We start from the raw sequence: 16,694 nt of genomic DNA, 5'->3' as shown, positions 1-16,694 counted from the left end.
AACCTCCTTCCTGCCCCTAACTATCCGATAAAACTGCAACTCGGCTAAAATTTTTCCTATGAATAGCGCAAGGCCCTAATCGCTCCAAGGCCTGTTGGTGGGCCGCAGTAGAGTAACCTTTATGAGCAGCAAAACCATATCCCGGATATTGACTATCCATTTGTTCCATTTCTTCATCACGATATACTTTAGCGATGATGGACGCGGCACTGATCTCCGCAACAAGCAAATCACCTTTCACAATGGCGTAACAAGGAATAGAAATCCGAGGTACATGCAAACCGTCTACTAATATCTTTTCAGGACGGATGGTCAATGCGTCAATCGCTCTTTCCATGGCCAATAAGGTAGCATGATGAATGTTTAATTGATTGATTTCATTAACTTCAGCTCGTCCATAGGCATAACAGGTTGCTTTTTCCTTAATTTCAATGGCTAATTTCTTTCTTCTAGAAGCCGTCAATAGTTTGGAATCTGTAACTCCGAAAATGGGAACATCTAAAATAACAGCAGCCGCAATAACAGGTCCTGCCAGCGGCCCCCGTCCAACTTCATCCACACCAGCAATATACATTTCATGCCCCAATCATCGAACGGAAAACAAGGGTACGATCATACGGATTATTGAGAAATTTGCCAGTCCTTATGTTGTTTGCAGATGATTCTCAATAGCAAATGCACCGTATCATTAAAAAATAGAATCACTCATGAAAGTCTATAATAAATAGTGTAGTGGCAGATAAGGAGATTGTAATGACAAACTGCAGATGGAGTCCGTTAGCATTAGGACTTTCCTTAGGGATAGTCTGGGGCATATCATTGTTTATTATGGGGTTAAGTGCTTATTTTTTTGCTTATGGTGAAATTTTTGTTACTTCTGTGGGAACGTTATACGTCGGTTATGATGCCACCATCTTAGGAAGCATTATCGGTGGAATTATAGGATTTATAGATGCTTTCATTGGCGGCGTTATTGTGGCTTGGTTATATAATTTCTTTTCCAACTGTTGTTGCAAACATAAGAAAAAATGATTAAGTCTTTTTTATACCGGCCCCAAAGAAGGCTCCGCCAAGAAAAAGCAGATAAACCACCCCGGTCAACGCACAATAAAAACCAAAAAGAATATTATTGTGCGTTGCGTATAAACTATTGCCAATTTCAATACCTACCGCCTGAATGCACATGGAAATCATCGTCATCACGGCCGAAGACGTACCTTTTGCAATCGGCGTAGAAAACAAAATCAGACGATCCAAAGGGGCATTCGTTATCCCTAATCCAAAAAAATACATAATCATTCCTGGCATCAACCAGAGGAAAGAATGACCGATTAACAAAGGAAGAATAACGACAGCCAACAAACTAAAAATAACTAGAATGGAGCCCATCCATAAGATTTTTTGAGAAGAATAATAGCGCGTTAATCGTTGTAAAACCCAATTACCCAATATTGCAGCTCCAAAGACAGGCAACTGCCACAAACCATATTGGATGACAGACAGTTTCGCATCTGCAATCAAAATAACCGGTGCTAGAGCAATCCAGATAATGCACGGTAATCCCAATAAACCTAATGCAATTGAACCCAATAAGGTCGTTCTATTTAAAATCAAATTTTTGTAATTGCCAGCAATAACCCGTGGAGATAATGAAATACGCTTGATTTCTTCACCATCTCGTTTGATTTGTCCAACAGGTTCAGGCATGAATCGCCAAAGCCCCCATAAAGCGAATAAAGAAAAGATACTAATGAGAACAAAAATCAAGCGCCAACTGAAATAATGAATAAAAAGCGCCCCCAACAAAGGACCCAATAAGGGCGCTAATATGGAAACATTAGCCATAATTGCAATTAATTTTATGGCATCCATCTCGGCAAACATTTCCTGTAACGTCGCATACCCAATGACGCCGATAAAACATAATCCCATCCCCTGGAAAAAGCGGGCAACTAAAAATTGATCCATGGATTGGGAGTTTGCAATAAAGGTGGTACAAAGAAAAAAAGCGAGGCACCAAAAATCATCACTGGCCGCCGGCCATACCGGTCGGAAATTGGGCCAAGAAATAATTGCAAGCTGGCACCACCAATCATATACGCCGTTAATGAAGTAGCAACGGCGGACTCTGGTCCATGAAACGTTGCTACCACATAAATCATGCCAGGCATGATCATGTCATTGGCGATGTAGGTTAAAAACTCATACAGCACCAAAAAACCTGCAAATACAAACGCATGGCGACGGGTGATATTAATTAGAGGTTGTATCATAAGCAACTCTTATGAATTGGACAAAAAGATAATTTTGAAAACAATTATCATATCCTGTTCATACAAAAGTCCCAATCATTATCATTGCAAAAGGTAATTAAAAAATACAAGATTCAATAGAATCCGTTCTTAATTGAATTTGATAAGCTGTGTCGGATCCTAAAAAATAATCACTAATTGCATAGTCTGCTACCGCTGCTAAACAGCCATTGATATAAATCAATGGAATAGAATCACGTTGCCAGGGAGGTATTCGCCATTGTTGCATCAGTTTTTTGAGTTGTTTTGTTTGTCCATGCCAAAACAATGTTTCACCCCCCTGACGAAAACCAACTTCGATAGCGCTTCCAGCCGGTACTTTCAATCCTTTAGCAACCGGCTCAGCATACAAATATCCCATGCCATCCAAAGATAATGGTTGAGGAAAGAAGGCCCAACGTTGTTTTCCACGAGATTGGGTTGCTTTTTGATGTTTGAGTAAATAAAGCGCTCGTTGATAACGCCTCACCTCCACATCGTCCCATTGCACATGGGGATTTGCATCTTGACTGGCGAAAATCAACTCATCGATCAACCGTCTTAAAATCGTTGTAGGTGGCAGGCGCACTTGATTTTTCTTCAACCAAACGCGCAACACATTCCCTACTCGGGCACGGTCTAATGACGCAAGAAAAGAAAGTGGTAAGGTATCATTTTGCTCTGTTAAACATTGGCAATCCATGACCGCCAATGTTTCCAAATTCATTTTGGCTTGTTGGCAATGACTGGCACTGCGCATTAACGTGGTCGCAACACTTGGCCATTTGGCACGCAATAAAGGCATCACGGTATGACGCAGGTAATTACGCGCAAAATGTGGGTTCTGATTGCTTTCATCTTCAATCCAGTCAAGCTCATAAGCACGGGCATAGTCTTCCAAAGTTTGGCGCGTAAAAGCCAAAAATGGTCTTGCCAACCATCCTTTGGCCAACCTATCTTCCTCAGCCATGGCCGCTAATCCATCGATGCCCGCTCCTCGCAATAACTGCAACAACATGGTTTCTGCCTGATCATCCGCATGATGTCCCAATAAAAGGCAATCGTTTTCAGACAGCAAGGAGGAAAACTGCTGATAACGGGCAATTCTTGCCTTTTCCTCAATATTTGAGAAATTGCCAAGTTTGACTTGACGGGTAGTAAGAGGAATTGAACGAGCATCACACCAACGCTGGCAATGAGCCTGCCAAGCATCGGCATGAATACTAAGGCCATGATGAATATGGATGGCATGTAATTTTTCCCGCAAACCAGCCTGCAGGGTAAGATGATGCAATAACACCGTCGAATCAAGTCCGCCACTGAAGCCTACAAACAATTGGCGGCAGGCCGATAAACGCTCAAGCCAATAACGACTTAATAAAGATTCAGTCACAAGCCCCCATTGCCATGAGTTTCTTATAACGTTGCGTCAATAATTCATCCACGGACAGTGCTTTGAGTGAGCTTAATTCGTCCACTAAAATGGAATTTAAACTCGTCATCATGCCTGCAACATCCCGATGCGCACCGCCCAGCGGCTCCTCGACAACACGATCAATTAATTTATTCTCAAAAATCTTAGTGGCGGTAATGCCCATGGCTTTTGCTGCCTCGCTGGCTTTGGACGGATCTTTCCACAGGATAGACGCGCATCCTTCCGGTGAAATAACTGAATAAATGGCATATTGTAACATGATGACGCGATCGCCAACGCCAATGGCCAAAGCACCACCTGACCCAGCTTCTCCAGTCACCACACAAATAATCTGAGTCTTAAGCTTGGACATTTCAAAAAGATTCCGGGCGATTGCTTCGGACTGATTGCGCTCTTCAGCCCCAATGCCCGGATAGGCTCCGGCCGTATCAATAAAGGTAAAAAGCGGTAACTCAAATTTTTCGGCCATTTTCATCAGGCGCAATGCTTTACGATACTCTTCCGGACGTGCCATACCAAAATTACGATACACTTTTTCTTTGGTGCGTTTTCCTTTTTGATGCCCCAGCACCACCACCGGCTCACCATGAAAACGCGCCAAACCACCAATGATAGCCGGTGCTGACGAATAATGGCGATCACCATGTAACTCTTGGAAGTCAGTAAACAAATATTCAATATAATCCGTCGTTTGTGGACGCAAGGGATGTCTTGCCATTTGCGCCACTTGCCAAGGCTCAAGATGAGCAAAAACATGGGCAGTTAATTCTTGGCATTTCGCTTCAAGACGAGAAATTTCTTCGCCCAGATTAACTTCGCTATCGCTTCCTACCATGCGCAGCGCTTCAATTTTCTGATTCAACTCTTCAATCGGTTGCTCAAAGTCCAAAAATTGTCGACTCATTCGTTACTCATTGGTGAATTTTTTGTTATGCGTTATTATCGCCACATCCATCAAAATTTAATGTAATTAGATTATAGGCGTATTTTATTGCATTGCCTTTGGAATAAATATGCGAAGTATAACCTCATCTGCAATCGGATGCCATATGCCTTCATTTAAAGCCCTTCCTCTGCAAGATTGCAGCTTACATGAGGAGCGCGTTGATATCTGGCAATTTTCCTTGCATATGGAATTTAATAACAGCAAATCCCTACTTAGTTCGGACGAGCAAAAACGGGCTGAACGTTATTATTTTGCCCGCCATCGCCGGCGGTTTACAATAGCTCGAACAATGCTTCGTTTGATTCTTGCCCGATATCTTAATCTTGCTCCTGAACAGCTTGAATTTACCTACAGTTCTCATGGTAAGCCCGCCTTACCTAACCATCACTTGCAATTTAATATGAGTCACTCCCAAGAAACTGCATTACTTGCGGTGGGTAAAAACCATTCCCTGGGAATTGATCTTGAATTTTTTTCCGCACGTCCTTACGAAGGCATCGCCGATCATCTTTTTTCAGTTCAGGAGAATCAAGCCTTGCATGCCCTGCCTCCTATGCTTAAACCGCTTGGATTCTTCCATATTTGGGCACAAAAAGAAGCCTTGATTAAAGCTTGTGGATTAGGATTAAGCTATCCAACGAAACAAATTTCCCTTCCCATTCTACCGACTGAGGCACAAGCTATTTATGACCCTCTCCATCGGCAACACTGGCGAGTTCTCTCTTTTATACCCAAAATCGCCAGCTGTGCTGCGCTTTGTTATAATCCCTGCATTCAGGAAATTCGCTATCTGACTCTCAATGAAGTCAGTGCCTTACAACCATGAAAAAATTTAGCCCCACTCAAATCAACCTTCTTAAGGAACTTGCGGATGGCTTGTGCCATAGCGGCAATCATTTGGGCCTCACTTTGGGAATATCACGCACGGCCGTATGGAAACAGATACGACAAATGACCGACTTGGGTGTACCTATTGCTACCGTCCCCCAACAAGGGTACCGTCTAATAACCCCAATAATACTTCTGGATGAAGCCTGTATTCGTCAAGCCTTAAGCAACCATGATTTCCATCTGCCCTTGAATTTCCATCTGTTTGCTTCCATCGACTCGACAAATCGATTTTTAAAAGAATTGCCGGAACACTCCACTCTGGGTATTTGCTGCGCAGAACAACAAACACAAGGACGCGGACGTTTTGGTAGGCATTGGCATTCGCCTTTTGGCGAAAATATTTATTTTTCTTCTCGCTGGCAATTTGATTGCGATCTATCGCAATTGTCCGGTATGAGTCTGGTTGTTAGCCTGGCTATATTGGCCTCTTTAAACGAACTGGGTATTGATGATAAGATCGGCGTTAAATGGCCAAACGACCTGTTATGGCAAGGAAAAAAACTGTGTGGCAGCCTTATTGAAATTAGTGCAGAAAGCAATGGCAAAACGGACGTGGTTATTGGCATTGGATTAAACGTTAATTCAATCACCGAGCATCAGCCTCCTTTAGAAAAACCCTGGTGCTCTTTGTACGACATCACCGGAAAACCCTGGGACCGCAACAGGCTAATCGCTCAACTTATCATTCAACTTCATGCATTTCTTCAACGCTTCCTTACTCATGGTTTTTCTTTTTTCAAGAGCAATGGCAACAGGCAGACTGCTTGAAAAATCAAATGATCCGTGTCAATTATCCGTTAGGTTTTTTATACGGCAAAGCAATCGGAGTCAACGACGTTGGTCAGCTTATTTTAGAAGATGAAACAGGAGAAATGCACTATTTATCATCGGGAGATACATCATTGCACGCGGGGGAGTAACGTCCCGAACATCTATATTGCCCGGGACGGGAAGACTGTGGATAGAATTCAGTATTAAACAACCTCTTCAGCATCACTGCCTTGTTTTTCCTGCTGGATTCGCAGATAAATCTCTTCACGATGTACAGAAACATCTTTAGGTGCATTAATACCCAGGCGTACCTGATTTCCTTTCACTCCCAAGACGGTAATATTTACATCATCTCCAATAATTAATGTTTCACCAATACGGCGAGTTAAAATCAACATAACTAAATCTCCCTAACAGTCATCACCTTTATCTTCCATAGAACGCTTCCATGGTACGCCAGGTGATATCAGTTTGAATAAAATAACAATTAATTTAACTGTACGATTGTTATTCTACCGAATGATTCTTAACACAATATTAAGAATTATGAAATTTGATCATTTTTTGGATAATAGTCGGATAAATCCCTTTTACCTGCTCCCAGGCGGGCAGCTAGTATAATTAGCGGAAAATAGGCAATGGATAATCCAAGAAAGCCACTAATGTATCCTTTTGCAACAACGATAGCCATTGGCAGAAGCCATAATGCGTTAAGCATCAATACCCCAAGCGTTACTGCTGTATGAGTATGATAACGACGAGCGGCTTGCTGATAGGCATGACTGCGATGTGCTTGATAAAGCTTATCACCTTGAATCATACGACGCAACAAAGTCAACGTGGCATCAACAATAAAAACCCCACACAAGATGAGCCAACACCAAAAAACAAGGCATCAACCGTTGCCGCTTCTATCGATAAAATCCCAAGCATCAATCCTAAAAATCCGCTGCCGGCATCGCCCATAAAAATTCGAGCCGATGGAAAATTCCAGGGCAAAAATCCAGCCACCGCAGCAGCAAGAACCATGGGCAATATAGCTTGACCAGGATAGCCGGCTAACAAATACAATAACGCACCACCAAGACATACAAACACCGCCTCCATACTGGCTAATCCATTGATGCCATCCATGAAATTATAAAGATTAACAAGCCATACAAGATAAATAACGGCTACAAAACTTAGGCAAAAGCCCGAAGACAATTTCCATGTTCCCAATACAATAGCAGGCATCCCGCCTAGCCAATACAATATAAAACAAGCGGCTACAAAATGGCCAACCAATCGCCAGCGTGCAGGAATATGACCATGATCATCGAGAAAACCTAATAAGGCAATCCACAGGCCTGACCCTAAAAAAGCAATCGTCTCCCGATAGGAAATCAATTCGATATAAGCCAGAATACAGACAACAATTAAAAATCCAATGATAAAAGCCATTCCTCCACCTCGAGGGACAGGAAGTGTATGAGAACTGCGTTGGTTTGGAATATCCAGAATATTCCTGGACAAGGCATACTGTCTTACTAATCCGGTCAACATGAAGGACAGCAAAAAACGGGAAAAATTAAATAAAACATCCAATTATCTTCTTTTCAGGGGGTTGCGTTAATAAAAAACCTGTCTGATGAACTCATTGTTCTTTAATTAAACTTTATCATTTTACCAGTTAATGGTATTTTAACACTAAAAATGGTGAATTATCATGCAGCAATTAACAAAACAAAACCTATGGAAATCATTGGAAGACCATGCCCAAACCTTACATGCTCAAACGCTAAATCGCAGCCATCAAAGAGCACCCTGCCCAACACGTCAATACACCGCCTGTAATATCCGCCTTGATTATTCCCATCAGCATGTGACCGATCATACCCTTGAATTACTGTTTTCTCTGGCCAAACGTTGTTCTTTGCAAGAAAAAATCCAGGGATTGCTAACAGGCGATAAAGTAAACTTAAGCGAGAACCGGCCAGCACTCCATACCGCATTACGCGCACCAGAACATACCGAGATTTGGGTGGATGGCCATAATATCATGGAAGACGTTATCGTAGCACGCCATAAAATGAAGGCTCTGGTTGAACAGATTCGAAACAAGCAATGGCTTGGTTTTTCCGGACAACCTATTCGGGATATTGTTAATATCGGTATGGGGGGCTCTGACCTGGGACCAAGATTTTGCATTAAGGCATTCGCGGACTATCGTTCGCCTGATTTTGGTTACCATTTTATCTCAGACGCGGATCCAAACAGCTTTAATAATGCTGTAGCAATGCTTAACCCAGAGACAACTCTATTTATTGTCTCATCAAAATCATTTACAACACAAGAAACATTATACAATGCCCGCAAAGCAATGGCCTGGATAGGACACCCAAAACATTATGATCGGCATTTTATCGCCGTAACAGCTCAGGTCGAAAAAGCATATCAGTTCGGTATCCCCACCGTATTGCCCATTTGGAATTGGGTTGGTGGTCGTTATTCTTTTTGTTCGGCAATTAACCTGATTGGCGCCATTGCCTTAGGCTATGAGTCATTTAACCAAATTCTTGCTGGCGCACACAGCATGGATCAGCATTTTCAGCACAGTCAATTTAGTGATAATCTGCCTATACTCTTAGGGCTATTAGGAGTTTGGAATAACAATTTTCTATCCTTTCATAATCTGCTGATTCTTACTTATGCCCAACAACTTGAGCAGCTTATGCCCTACATCCAGCAATTGGATATGGAAAGCAATGGTAAATCCATTGATAATCAAGGCAACCCAGTTCGTTGCGCAACGGGGCCATTGGTTTGGGGCGGACCCGGTAATCAGGCTCAACACAGTTATTATCAATTGTTATGTCAGGGAACCCATAAAGTGGCTGCTGATATAATCACTTTAAAAAGCTTTGAAGGCCAAATCATCAATGACATGGCTGCCGCTAAAATCGAAGTACTTGCCTACGGCGTGCATGATAAGGATCCCAATGCTTTTATTTCTGGCAATTTACCCCTAAATCATCTTTGTCTTGAAGATTGTTCACCGTTCACGATAGGAGCACTCATCGCGCTTTACGAGCATAAAATTTTTACTCAAAGCATTATTTGGGATATAAATGCCTTTGATCAGCCTGGTGTAGAAAGTGCAAAAAGAACCCGTTTGCTGCAGAAAACTGAACAATCCATGGTTTAAACCTGCATAATCTAGTAGATAGGAATTGTTAATTTGTCTCGCGCTGAACGTCTTTTTGATTTAATTCAATTATTACGCAGACACCGTTATCCTGTGAATGGCGCAACATTAGCTCATGAATTAGGGATTAGTCTGCGCACGCTCTATCGTGATATAGCCAGCTTACAAGCTCAAGGAGCACAAATAGAAGGTGAGCCAGGCATTGGCTATATTCTGCGCCCCGGTTTTATGCTGCCGCCTCTCATGTTTCTGGACGAGGAAATTGAAGCGCTTGTACTTGGTTCACGCTGGGTAGCTAAGAAAGCAGACCGTCAATTAAAAATTGCAGCGTCAAATGCGTTAGCCAAAATTGCAGCTGTTCTTCCACTGCATCTGCGCAATCAACTTGAAGCTTCCGGCCTTTTAATTGGTCCTGGACAAGTCATTGCCGCTGGTGATGATGAGCTTGCTCTGATTCGACAAGCCATTCGCAAAGAACATAAACTTGATATGACGTATACGGATCTGAATCATAACTCTTCACGGCGACTCATTTGGCCTTTGGCTCTGGGTTTTTTTGATCAAGTGCGTATTCTTATCGCCTGGTGTGAATTGCGACAAGATTTTCGCCATTTTCGCACCGATAGAATCACTCAACTCACATTAATAGAAACCCGTTATCCACATCATCGTCAAGAATTACTCAAAAAATGGCGTGCCATTCATTCCATCCCGGAGCAACTATAGCAGCCTAATGACCACTGACAGAAACTGTCAGTCTCATCTTTTAAGCTTTCTTTTATTCGCAGAAACCAAACCATTGAAACGACAGGCGGCAAGCAGCGTAGAAAGGAATAGCCTATCATTCAAATGATCTGATTTTTGCGAAACAACGGGTAGCATGCGTTTACCCTTGCTCTTAAAATGATTGGAGAAATACAATGATTTACCCTAATACCATTATTCTGTACGTGGATTCCCCTGCCATCAGCGCGGCATTCTATGCCGACTTATTAGGCCAGCAACCAAGCGAGTCATCGCCAACATTTGCTTTATTTGTCTTGGACAATCCTATGAAATTAGGGCTATGGGCTAAACACACCGTTGAGCCGATGGCTGATGTGACCGGTGGTGGTGGAGAGTTGGCCTTTTCCGTTGATAATGCCCGCGTAGTTGACGAACTTTATGCCCGCTGGAAGCATAAGAAATTAACCATAGCCCAATTACCAACTAAAATGGATTTTGGCTACACCTTTGTGGCGCTTGACCCAGATGGGCATCGACTTCGAGTGTACTCTCTACACCAATCATGATGCAAGATTGACTGACTATGGCATCTATGAAGCACAGCATTCATAACACGTATACTTGATGACTTAGGTGCCATATAACGAATTAAAGCGAAAGGAATGTGTCCCATGCCCAAAACACCAACAGTAACCTATATTAACCGCTTTACCGTCATGGGTTTAAGCGTAAGAACCATAAACCGTGACGAATTTAATCAAAAAACAGCCAAATTACCAACGCTTTGGGAAAATTTTTCCTCAAAAGGTATTGCTGATCAGGTGATTAACCGCGTGCCTCATTCACCGATTTTTGGGGTGTATTCTGACTACGAATCCGATGCAACTGGATATTATACCGTGACCGCCGGAGTCACCGTAGAGAAAGAAGAAGAAGAACGTATTGAATGGAATACCATTCATATTCCGTCAGGTCATTACCTTGTCTTTGAAAATAACAGCATGCTTCCTCAAGCTGTGGTTGAAACCTGGAAAAACGTTTGGCATTATTTTGAATCACAAAATACATATCAGCGAAATTTTAACGCTGATTTTGAAGTATACCGTGGTGCAGAGGATTTTGCGCTTTATATTGGGATTAAGACAGGGCAAAATGGTGTCATCCTCAGCGAAGGATCTAAGGATCTTCTGTAGATAATTCCTGAGGTAAGGAATTGCAGGGTTTGCTGATCATCAAATAAGTAAACTGATTTATTTTGATCAAAAGTTTGACTGTGAGCTTCAAAAGAGCACTCAAAAAGGCAATGAAATCATCCTTAATACAATAGGCGTTTGGTATGTCAGAACTTGGAGTCCGCCGGAAGCCTATAGTCAGCAATTGATTGCTGATCCAAGTTATACGTGGCGCCTGGTAAAGAAAACTGAACAAGCCCCTTTAATTATTGTTGCTCATATTTGTGAAACGTTTGCTTATCGTAAGGGATATTCTCCCCTGGAACAGGAAAAAGAGTTCCATTTAAAATTATCGTGTTTGTAAGTGGATTACCTTTTATTTCCTGTTCATTAAAGATGCAAAAACGCAACATTTTGCCATCATTATGGAATGCCCTAAAGAGCCGGTATTCTTTTTAATAAATTTGGGGGAGCTTTTTAGCATCGTAGGCAATACTCATCTTATTTCCTTCCTACCTAGCTTGGGTTTTATGCAACCTTAAACTTTAAAATTATAATTTTTTATTGAAAAACGATAATTTTTTATTATAATACGATTTTTTAATCGCTATTAGGAAATGATCATGCAAAAAATAAAATCCACCAGTCATCTGCTTTTCCTCTTTTTTCGCACCCTTTGCTGGGGCATTCCGCTCTTGATGACCTATTTTATTTTATTTAACCTGCAAGGCATGGTGAATTTGGGGATATGGATGCATCTTGCTTTACCTGACCCTATTCAAAACCTAGAACATTTTTCTTTGATGCATCGTTTGCTTATTTTGGCTATTGAAGCCATGCCAGTATCCATCACGGTTTTAATTTGTCATCAATTAGCAAACTTGTTTCATCTGTATGAGCAAGGGTATTTATTTGAAGAAAAAAATATTCGTCTGATTAAAAACATTAGTATTTACATGATCATAGGTGAATTAATTCAATTAATCTATCAACCGTTGATAACGCTAAGTTTGACTTTTAATAATCCAGTCGGTGAACGTCTGGTAAGTATTTCATTAGGATCAACGAATCTATCGACGCTTATTACCGCCTTTATTATTTTAGTCGCTTCATGGATTATCAAAGAAGCACAACAACTGCAATCCGATTCCCAATTAACAATCTAAGGAGATGAGTGATGCCCATTATTGTTAACTTGGATGTCATGATGGCAAAACGCAAATGCCGGCTAAAAGATTTGGCCGAAGCAATCGGCATTACCGAGGCTAATCTATCCATTTTAAAAAATGGTAAAGCAAAAGCGGTGCGTTTTGCGACCTTGGATGCGATATGCACCTATTTACAGTGTCAACCCGGCGATCTGCTCGAATATGAAAAATAACAGTTAATAAATGCAGCAAAATATAAGATCCTGTTTACGACGTGGATCTTATGGCTAATCCTAAGTATTTATTTTACTCAAAAAATCACATCCATATTCATCATCATGATTACAATTCCCTTCATTATTAGTATTTATAGTTTAATTACCCTAGGAAAAGCTTATTGATAAGTACTCTGGAATCAGGCAGCTCTTTCTTTTCACCACAATTCCAGAGCCCATGATCGTTAATGTAAAGTAACTGCAACCTCTTCCCTAAGAATACTATCCGTCATATGCAGCGTTACACCAACGCAATTTGGTTCATCCGGAAATTGATAATTCGCTGGTAAATTTGCCCCTCTTTGGAAGACCAATACTTGTTTTCGATGCCCTCCAGCTTCACTGATGGGGCTTTGTCCTCGTTTAAAGAAACGAATGACTGGTAATTCCGCTCCATGATCCAATTGCTGTAATTGATAACGAACGTCTTGATTCATCCGAGCCAATCGTTGCAATAAACCTTCAGCCAGCACATTCATCTGCTGCGATTCAGGTAAATCAAGCTCATCATTAAGCTCCAGCCAAATTTCTAATTTTTCTGCGCCATCACGATCGTGATACGTATAAAACGCCTTTTTCAGCACCATTTGTTCCAGCGTAACATCATCCGTAACAGCACGCTCCAGTTCGGTAAACGCAAGATTTGCACTATTAAAAACAACGGTAGAATCTCTTCCCCACACAAACATAAGCGGTAAATTGGTTTTAGGCTTATGAAAAATACCGTATTTAGCCAACAGTCCTTGCACATCACTGGACGCATACACGCGGCCCTTATCTCCTAAATTATATCGAATCCTTGGTGACAACCGATCATCGCGCGTGCACGTGAACAGCAAGTTATCTTCATCATCACATTCGATGTGATAATTCATAGGGTCATAATGAAACACCATCGGTAAGCCTTTATTCTCCCCATAAAGTTCTCTTGCCAAACCAGGGTTTTGTTCAATAGCCTTACGTACTGCAATTTCATACTCGGTTTCAACACCAAGGTTAATATCCAGATCGGAAGCACCATAAGAAGAATAAATCTGCGTAAAACCATGATGAATTAACTGATCACGCATCGCCTCAGAAATCGCTTGCCCTCCCACAACACCAACCACTGAAAAATCAATGAAAATCATAGCCTTGGCTCTGAATATACGTTGTAAGATCTTTCAGAAAAGGTGGGTAACCGGCGATAATGACTTGTTGTTTTTCTTGATTTAATTGGGTAACTATTGCACCGATTAAGCACCACACCCCAGAAGAAGCGCCTATACAATGATAAACATTTCAACTCATGAGCTACAGCGTTTTTCCAAAGCTTACCACTGGTGTCTCTACCGGTGTTTCCACATGTCCAACCGAGCGTTGATAAAATATTGAGCTGTGCATCAAAGTACCCTTTGCTGGTGCACTCTCCCGCCAGGCACCCAACCATGCGCCAGGGACCTCTCTCCTTAGCTCTCGGTCTCCAACTGATTCACTTTGAGCAAAACTGACCACAGGCGTAATATTTGCACGCAAATTAATATCGTTTTGTCGAGCATAATGAACCTGCATAGCGCCATACAGCAATATAAAAGGAATTGCAATTAACGTTAGCGACCATAATACCACCTTCCACGGATTATCCATGATCCAGTTAGATAACGTTGGTTTTACTAAAAATTGCGCATGACTATCGGTTTCACCTTGCTGTCTTAAATGAGCATAGACAGAAGCTTGTGCCCTTTCATAAGCCAACTCAAGAACCGCTTTTGCATAATATTCTGCGGCAGAAGATGAAACCTCCTTGTGACTATTGTGATAATGGTTTTTAACCATCTCGCGTAAGCTATGCATTGTAATAAGTTCATCATCCAGCCTAAATTCAATGGTATTGCTGAATTTATCGGTATCCATTTTGGGTCTTTTCTTAAACTCAAGCCTACTTAAAAGGTTTTGTTTTTCAGCGTCAATCATTTCATTCACGGCTTTAAAGGACTGCACCTGTCCTTGCTCCTGAAGTTCCAGATAAGCTTGAATTTTCAAAACTTGTATCCGAACATCCTCTTCATCTTTCAGATACTCATCGTACAGCTCGTCAATAAGTGAATAATAAAACCCAAAATGACCGGTTAATCGATCTGGAGCAATATTTAATTCAAGCCATTCAGAACGATTTTTAATCATATCAAGAAAGATTAAAATACCAAGTGGTGTCGGTTTGTTAAGTCTGAGCAATGAGCCGCCTGCACTTACAACTTTTGTTGTTGTCCCGTTTCCGTAAGCAAGCATAGCGCATAAAAGCGCCGTTGATTGACCAATATCATCGGTGTTTGGTGTACGACCATAACGATGGAAAAAATAAACATAATCATTATCCACCCAATCCCAGATTTCTTTCGACCATTGACAGCTCGTGTGAGTTCGGGATATGTCCACAAACCGTTTTAATACCTTCAGGAAATTTTCAGGGATGGTTGACATAACATTCCCATGATAAACATCATGACTGGTCGCTTCCAAATCATTTACCCCTTGATAATCATGAATATTTTCATAAGGGGTTGTGCCTGGATAATTCAAAGCAGCGTATCTTGCTCGGTGAGCCACACCATGTTCAATATCAGCGAGCATTTGCTGACCTAACCGTGGCATGGGTCTTACGTACTCTTTTAAACCAAACGTTGCCAACCCCAAAGCATCACGGGCACCTGCAGATAAATGGAAAAGCAGCCCTCCAGCATTTAAAATCCCATCCAGCTGGATCAGAGTATTACCTAACTGGCGATAGTCTCTATACTCTTTAAGTTTCCCTTTTTCAGTGACGTAAAAGTGTTGTTCAGACTTAGGCAATGCAGCAATCATTAAACGAAATTCTTCAAGTTGCTCAGATGACAAACCATTTAAATAAGAGCGTTGCCTAAGTCGAGGTAAAAGTAATTTTTTCGCGGCATCACTAAACGAACCGTCTGAATTTAAAATGTCAAAATCTGATAGTAAAGGATAATCTTTCAGCGTTTGATGACGTTCTAAAATAGTATAAATCTGCTGTTGACTGATTTTTCCAGAACCAAACAATGACAAAGCAAGCTGAGGCAATGTTGCGTCCTTGAATATAGCATATTCCCAGTTTCCTGTGTCGATGGCTGCCAAAAGCGCGTCCAGCTTACGCTTGTTGATTGATTTTTTAACCCCCTTATTTTTCTTGGGATGATAATTTAATAAATGGTGAACATCCCCACTGTGATTACCTTTAGGGTTCACTTGAATTAATGTGTCTTTGCTTCTCAACCTTTTCCAAAAAGCCTGTAATCGTTGTGCAGCTTCGGTGTACTCAGTTTCTCTTGCTGCAACATCATGTAAAAAATCGACGGATACGTCTTTCCTAGTATAGTGTGCTTGCCGTTCAGAGTTAATGCCAGGAGATAAGTCTTTATATTTTAGATTAAATTTACGCCATATAAGATGGGCATCATCTACTCTTTTTATATTCAACATAATCAAAAAACAACCTAAAAAGCCAATCTTTGTATTGTAACAAGGGATCATTAACAAAAAGTTAAGATGCTAGATTGCAATCACTGATGTTGAATTTGTTTTTTTGCATCGATGACAACCTATTTGATGTATGTAGGCTGTAACGTTTGCTTGTTAAATCAATTTTTTGAATGTTACGGATAGGTTAGTGTAAAAAATGGTTGTGGTGCTTTCATAGCCCGAGTCTGTTCCCAGAATTAGCCAAATCTCACCTTTATTATTTGTAGTAACCGTATAATTGGCAAGCTTGGCTTGCATTTCTTCATTAGGTAAATAAGGTAAAGTTTTTAATCTGTAAATGGAATCTTGGGTATCAACGCCAACGGTTCCAATCAAGAT

The 16,694-nt window shown here is 41.2% G+C and carries 19 protein-coding genes and 1 pseudogene; 10 read left to right on the top strand and 10 right to left on the bottom strand.

All coding sequences use genetic code 11. The annotated features are described in order from the left end of the window. Positions 1-16: 16 nt before the first annotated feature. Positions 17-574, bottom strand: a complete 558-nt coding sequence (gene rnhB / locus LOA_RS04940) for a ribonuclease HII (RefSeq protein WP_025385394.1) — start codon at positions 572-574, stop codon at positions 17-19. A 179-nt stretch (positions 575-753) separates the two neighbouring features. Between rnhB and LOA_RS04935 the strand changes: the two genes are divergently transcribed. Continuing rightward, entirely contained in the window at positions 754-1,032 is a 279-nt protein-coding gene (locus LOA_RS04935) for a bacteriophage holin (protein ID WP_025385393.1), read from the top strand. On the opposite strand, the pseudogene LOA_RS04930 reads toward LOA_RS04935, so the two are convergent. From LOA_RS04930 to LOA_RS04920, 3 genes and pseudogenes are all read right to left on the bottom strand, one after another. Continuing rightward, positions 1,033-2,162: pseudogene (locus tag LOA_RS04930) on the bottom strand (MFS transporter). A 208-nt stretch (positions 2,163-2,370) separates the two neighbouring features. Then, positions 2,371-3,684: a tRNA lysidine(34) synthetase TilS gene (gene tilS / locus LOA_RS04925; protein ID WP_025385392.1), complete on the bottom strand. Its 1,314-nt coding sequence runs from the start codon at positions 3,682-3,684 to the stop codon at positions 2,371-2,373. After that, complete coding sequence (locus LOA_RS04920) at positions 3,677-4,630, bottom strand: acetyl-CoA carboxylase carboxyltransferase subunit alpha (RefSeq protein WP_025385391.1); 954 nt, start codon at positions 4,628-4,630, stop codon at positions 3,677-3,679. Before LOA_RS04920 ends, tilS begins: the two co-directional genes overlap by 8 nt. A gap of 145 nt (positions 4,631-4,775) precedes the next feature. On the opposite strand from LOA_RS04920, the gene LOA_RS04915 reads away from it, so the two are divergent. The 3 genes from LOA_RS04915 to LOA_RS15985 are packed head-to-tail and all read left to right on the top strand — an operon-like array spanning position 4,776 to position 6,483. Continuing rightward, a complete protein-coding gene (locus LOA_RS04915; protein WP_042238729.1) occupies positions 4,776-5,498 on the top strand; it encodes a 4'-phosphopantetheinyl transferase family protein in 723 nt (240 codons plus the stop codon). Next, a complete protein-coding gene (locus LOA_RS04910) occupies positions 5,495-6,331 on the top strand; it encodes a biotin--[acetyl-CoA-carboxylase] ligase (RefSeq protein WP_338010470.1) in 837 nt (278 codons plus the stop codon). Before LOA_RS04915 ends, LOA_RS04910 begins: the two co-directional genes overlap by 4 nt. An 8-nt stretch (positions 6,332-6,339) precedes the next feature. Next, complete coding sequence (locus tag LOA_RS15985) at positions 6,340-6,483, top strand: hypothetical protein (protein ID WP_338010469.1); 144 nt, start codon at positions 6,340-6,342, stop codon at positions 6,481-6,483. Positions 6,484-6,537: 54 nt separating this feature from the next. Here the strand turns inward: LOA_RS15985 and csrA are convergent, their stop codons facing one another. From csrA to LOA_RS04900, 3 genes are all read right to left on the bottom strand, one after another. Then, positions 6,538-6,732 carry a carbon storage regulator CsrA gene (csrA, locus tag LOA_RS04905; RefSeq protein WP_025385389.1) on the bottom strand — a complete coding sequence of 65 codons (195 nt, stop codon included), beginning with the start codon at positions 6,730-6,732 and terminating at the stop codon, positions 6,538-6,540. A gap of 146 nt (positions 6,733-6,878) precedes the next feature. After that, positions 6,879-7,202 carry a hypothetical protein gene (locus tag LOA_RS14895; RefSeq protein ID WP_238551330.1) on the bottom strand — a complete coding sequence of 108 codons (324 nt, stop codon included), beginning with the start codon at positions 7,200-7,202 and terminating at the stop codon, positions 6,879-6,881. Continuing rightward, positions 7,169-7,921 (bottom strand): MraY family glycosyltransferase, encoded by a 753-nt coding sequence (locus LOA_RS04900; protein ID WP_202961896.1) that lies wholly within the window; start codon positions 7,919-7,921, stop codon positions 7,169-7,171. Before LOA_RS04900 ends, LOA_RS14895 begins: the two co-directional genes overlap by 34 nt. A 121-nt stretch (positions 7,922-8,042) precedes the next feature. Here LOA_RS04900 and pgi point away from each other — a divergent pair, with 121 nt between their 5' ends. The 6 genes from pgi (at position 8,043) to LOA_RS04865 (ending at position 12,800) form a co-directional block, all read left to right on the top strand. Then, positions 8,043-9,521, top strand: coding sequence for a glucose-6-phosphate isomerase (pgi, locus tag LOA_RS04895; RefSeq protein ID WP_025385388.1), 1,479 nt, complete (start codon positions 8,043-8,045; stop codon positions 9,519-9,521). 33 nt (positions 9,522-9,554) lie between these two features. Continuing rightward, entirely contained in the window at positions 9,555-10,247 is a 693-nt protein-coding gene (locus tag LOA_RS04890; protein WP_025385387.1) for a helix-turn-helix transcriptional regulator, read from the top strand. A gap of 194 nt (positions 10,248-10,441) precedes the next feature. Further along, positions 10,442-10,813, top strand: coding sequence for a VOC family protein (locus tag LOA_RS04885; protein ID WP_025385386.1), 372 nt, complete (start codon positions 10,442-10,444; stop codon positions 10,811-10,813). 105 nt (positions 10,814-10,918) lie between these two features. After that, positions 10,919-11,440 (top strand): GyrI-like domain-containing protein, encoded by a 522-nt coding sequence (locus LOA_RS04880; RefSeq protein ID WP_025385385.1) that lies wholly within the window; start codon positions 10,919-10,921, stop codon positions 11,438-11,440. A 602-nt stretch (positions 11,441-12,042) separates the two neighbouring features. Beyond that, positions 12,043-12,585: a DUF2975 domain-containing protein gene (locus LOA_RS04870; protein ID WP_025385384.1), complete on the top strand. Its 543-nt coding sequence runs from the start codon at positions 12,043-12,045 to the stop codon at positions 12,583-12,585. A gap of 11 nt (positions 12,586-12,596) precedes the next feature. Beyond that, positions 12,597-12,800: a helix-turn-helix domain-containing protein gene (locus tag LOA_RS04865; RefSeq protein ID WP_035893599.1), complete on the top strand. Its 204-nt coding sequence runs from the start codon at positions 12,597-12,599 to the stop codon at positions 12,798-12,800. Between the two features lie 227 nt (positions 12,801-13,027). On the opposite strand, the gene LOA_RS04860 is transcribed toward LOA_RS04865, so the two are convergent. The 3 genes from LOA_RS04860 to LOA_RS04850 all read right to left on the bottom strand — a co-directional run bounded on the left by LOA_RS04860 (position 13,028) and on the right by LOA_RS04850 (position 16,691). Next, a complete protein-coding gene (locus tag LOA_RS04860) occupies positions 13,028-13,972 on the bottom strand; it encodes a phenylacetate--CoA ligase family protein (RefSeq protein ID WP_025385383.1) in 945 nt (314 codons plus the stop codon). Between the two features lie 163 nt (positions 13,973-14,135). Further along, positions 14,136-16,316, bottom strand: a complete 2,181-nt coding sequence (locus LOA_RS04855) for a hypothetical protein (RefSeq protein WP_147370106.1) — start codon at positions 16,314-16,316, stop codon at positions 14,136-14,138. 153 nt (positions 16,317-16,469) lie between these two features. Continuing rightward, a complete protein-coding gene (locus tag LOA_RS04850) occupies positions 16,470-16,691 on the bottom strand; it encodes a hypothetical protein (RefSeq protein ID WP_237758047.1) in 222 nt (73 codons plus the stop codon). Positions 16,692-16,694 lie beyond the last annotated feature (3 nt).

The organism is Legionella oakridgensis ATCC 33761 = DSM 21215, assembly GCF_000512355.1.
GTDB classification, from domain to species: domain Bacteria; phylum Pseudomonadota; class Gammaproteobacteria; order Legionellales; family Legionellaceae; genus Legionella_A; species Legionella_A oakridgensis.
The sequence above is the reverse complement of the archived record's forward strand: the minus strand, read 5'-3'. Positions and strand labels throughout refer to the sequence as shown.

What these genes read in the sequence shown, in the direction of transcription:
- rnhB (WP_025385394.1), bottom strand. Translation starts at nt 574, where the DNA reads ATGTATATTGCTGGTGTGGATGAAGTTGGACGGGGGCCGCTGGCAGGA.
- LOA_RS04935 (WP_025385393.1), top strand. Translation starts at nt 754, where the DNA reads ATGACAAACTGCAGATGGAGTCCGTTAGCATTAGGACTTTCCTTAGGG.
- LOA_RS04920 (WP_025385391.1), bottom strand. Translation starts at nt 4,630, where the DNA reads ATGAGTCGACAATTTTTGGACTTTGAGCAACCGATTGAAGAGTTGAAT.
- LOA_RS04915 (WP_042238729.1), top strand. Translation starts at nt 4,776, where the DNA reads ATGCCTTCATTTAAAGCCCTTCCTCTGCAAGATTGCAGCTTACATGAG.
- LOA_RS04910 (WP_338010470.1), top strand. Translation starts at nt 5,495, where the DNA reads ATGAAAAAATTTAGCCCCACTCAAATCAACCTTCTTAAGGAACTTGCG.
- LOA_RS15985 (WP_338010469.1), top strand. Translation starts at nt 6,340, where the DNA reads ATGATCCGTGTCAATTATCCGTTAGGTTTTTTATACGGCAAAGCAATC.
- csrA (WP_025385389.1), bottom strand. Translation starts at nt 6,732, where the DNA reads ATGTTGATTTTAACTCGCCGTATTGGTGAAACATTAATTATTGGAGAT.
- pgi (WP_025385388.1), top strand. Translation starts at nt 8,043, where the DNA reads ATGCAGCAATTAACAAAACAAAACCTATGGAAATCATTGGAAGACCAT.
- LOA_RS04885 (WP_025385386.1), top strand. Translation starts at nt 10,442, where the DNA reads ATGATTTACCCTAATACCATTATTCTGTACGTGGATTCCCCTGCCATC.
- LOA_RS04880 (WP_025385385.1), top strand. Translation starts at nt 10,919, where the DNA reads ATGCCCAAAACACCAACAGTAACCTATATTAACCGCTTTACCGTCATG.
- LOA_RS04870 (WP_025385384.1), top strand. Translation starts at nt 12,043, where the DNA reads ATGCAAAAAATAAAATCCACCAGTCATCTGCTTTTCCTCTTTTTTCGC.
- LOA_RS04865 (WP_035893599.1), top strand. Translation starts at nt 12,597, where the DNA reads ATGCCCATTATTGTTAACTTGGATGTCATGATGGCAAAACGCAAATGC.
- LOA_RS04860 (WP_025385383.1), bottom strand. Translation starts at nt 13,972, where the DNA reads ATGATTTTCATTGATTTTTCAGTGGTTGGTGTTGTGGGAGGGCAAGCG.
- LOA_RS04855 (WP_147370106.1), bottom strand. Translation starts at nt 16,316, where the DNA reads ATGTTGAATATAAAAAGAGTAGATGATGCCCATCTTATATGGCGTAAA.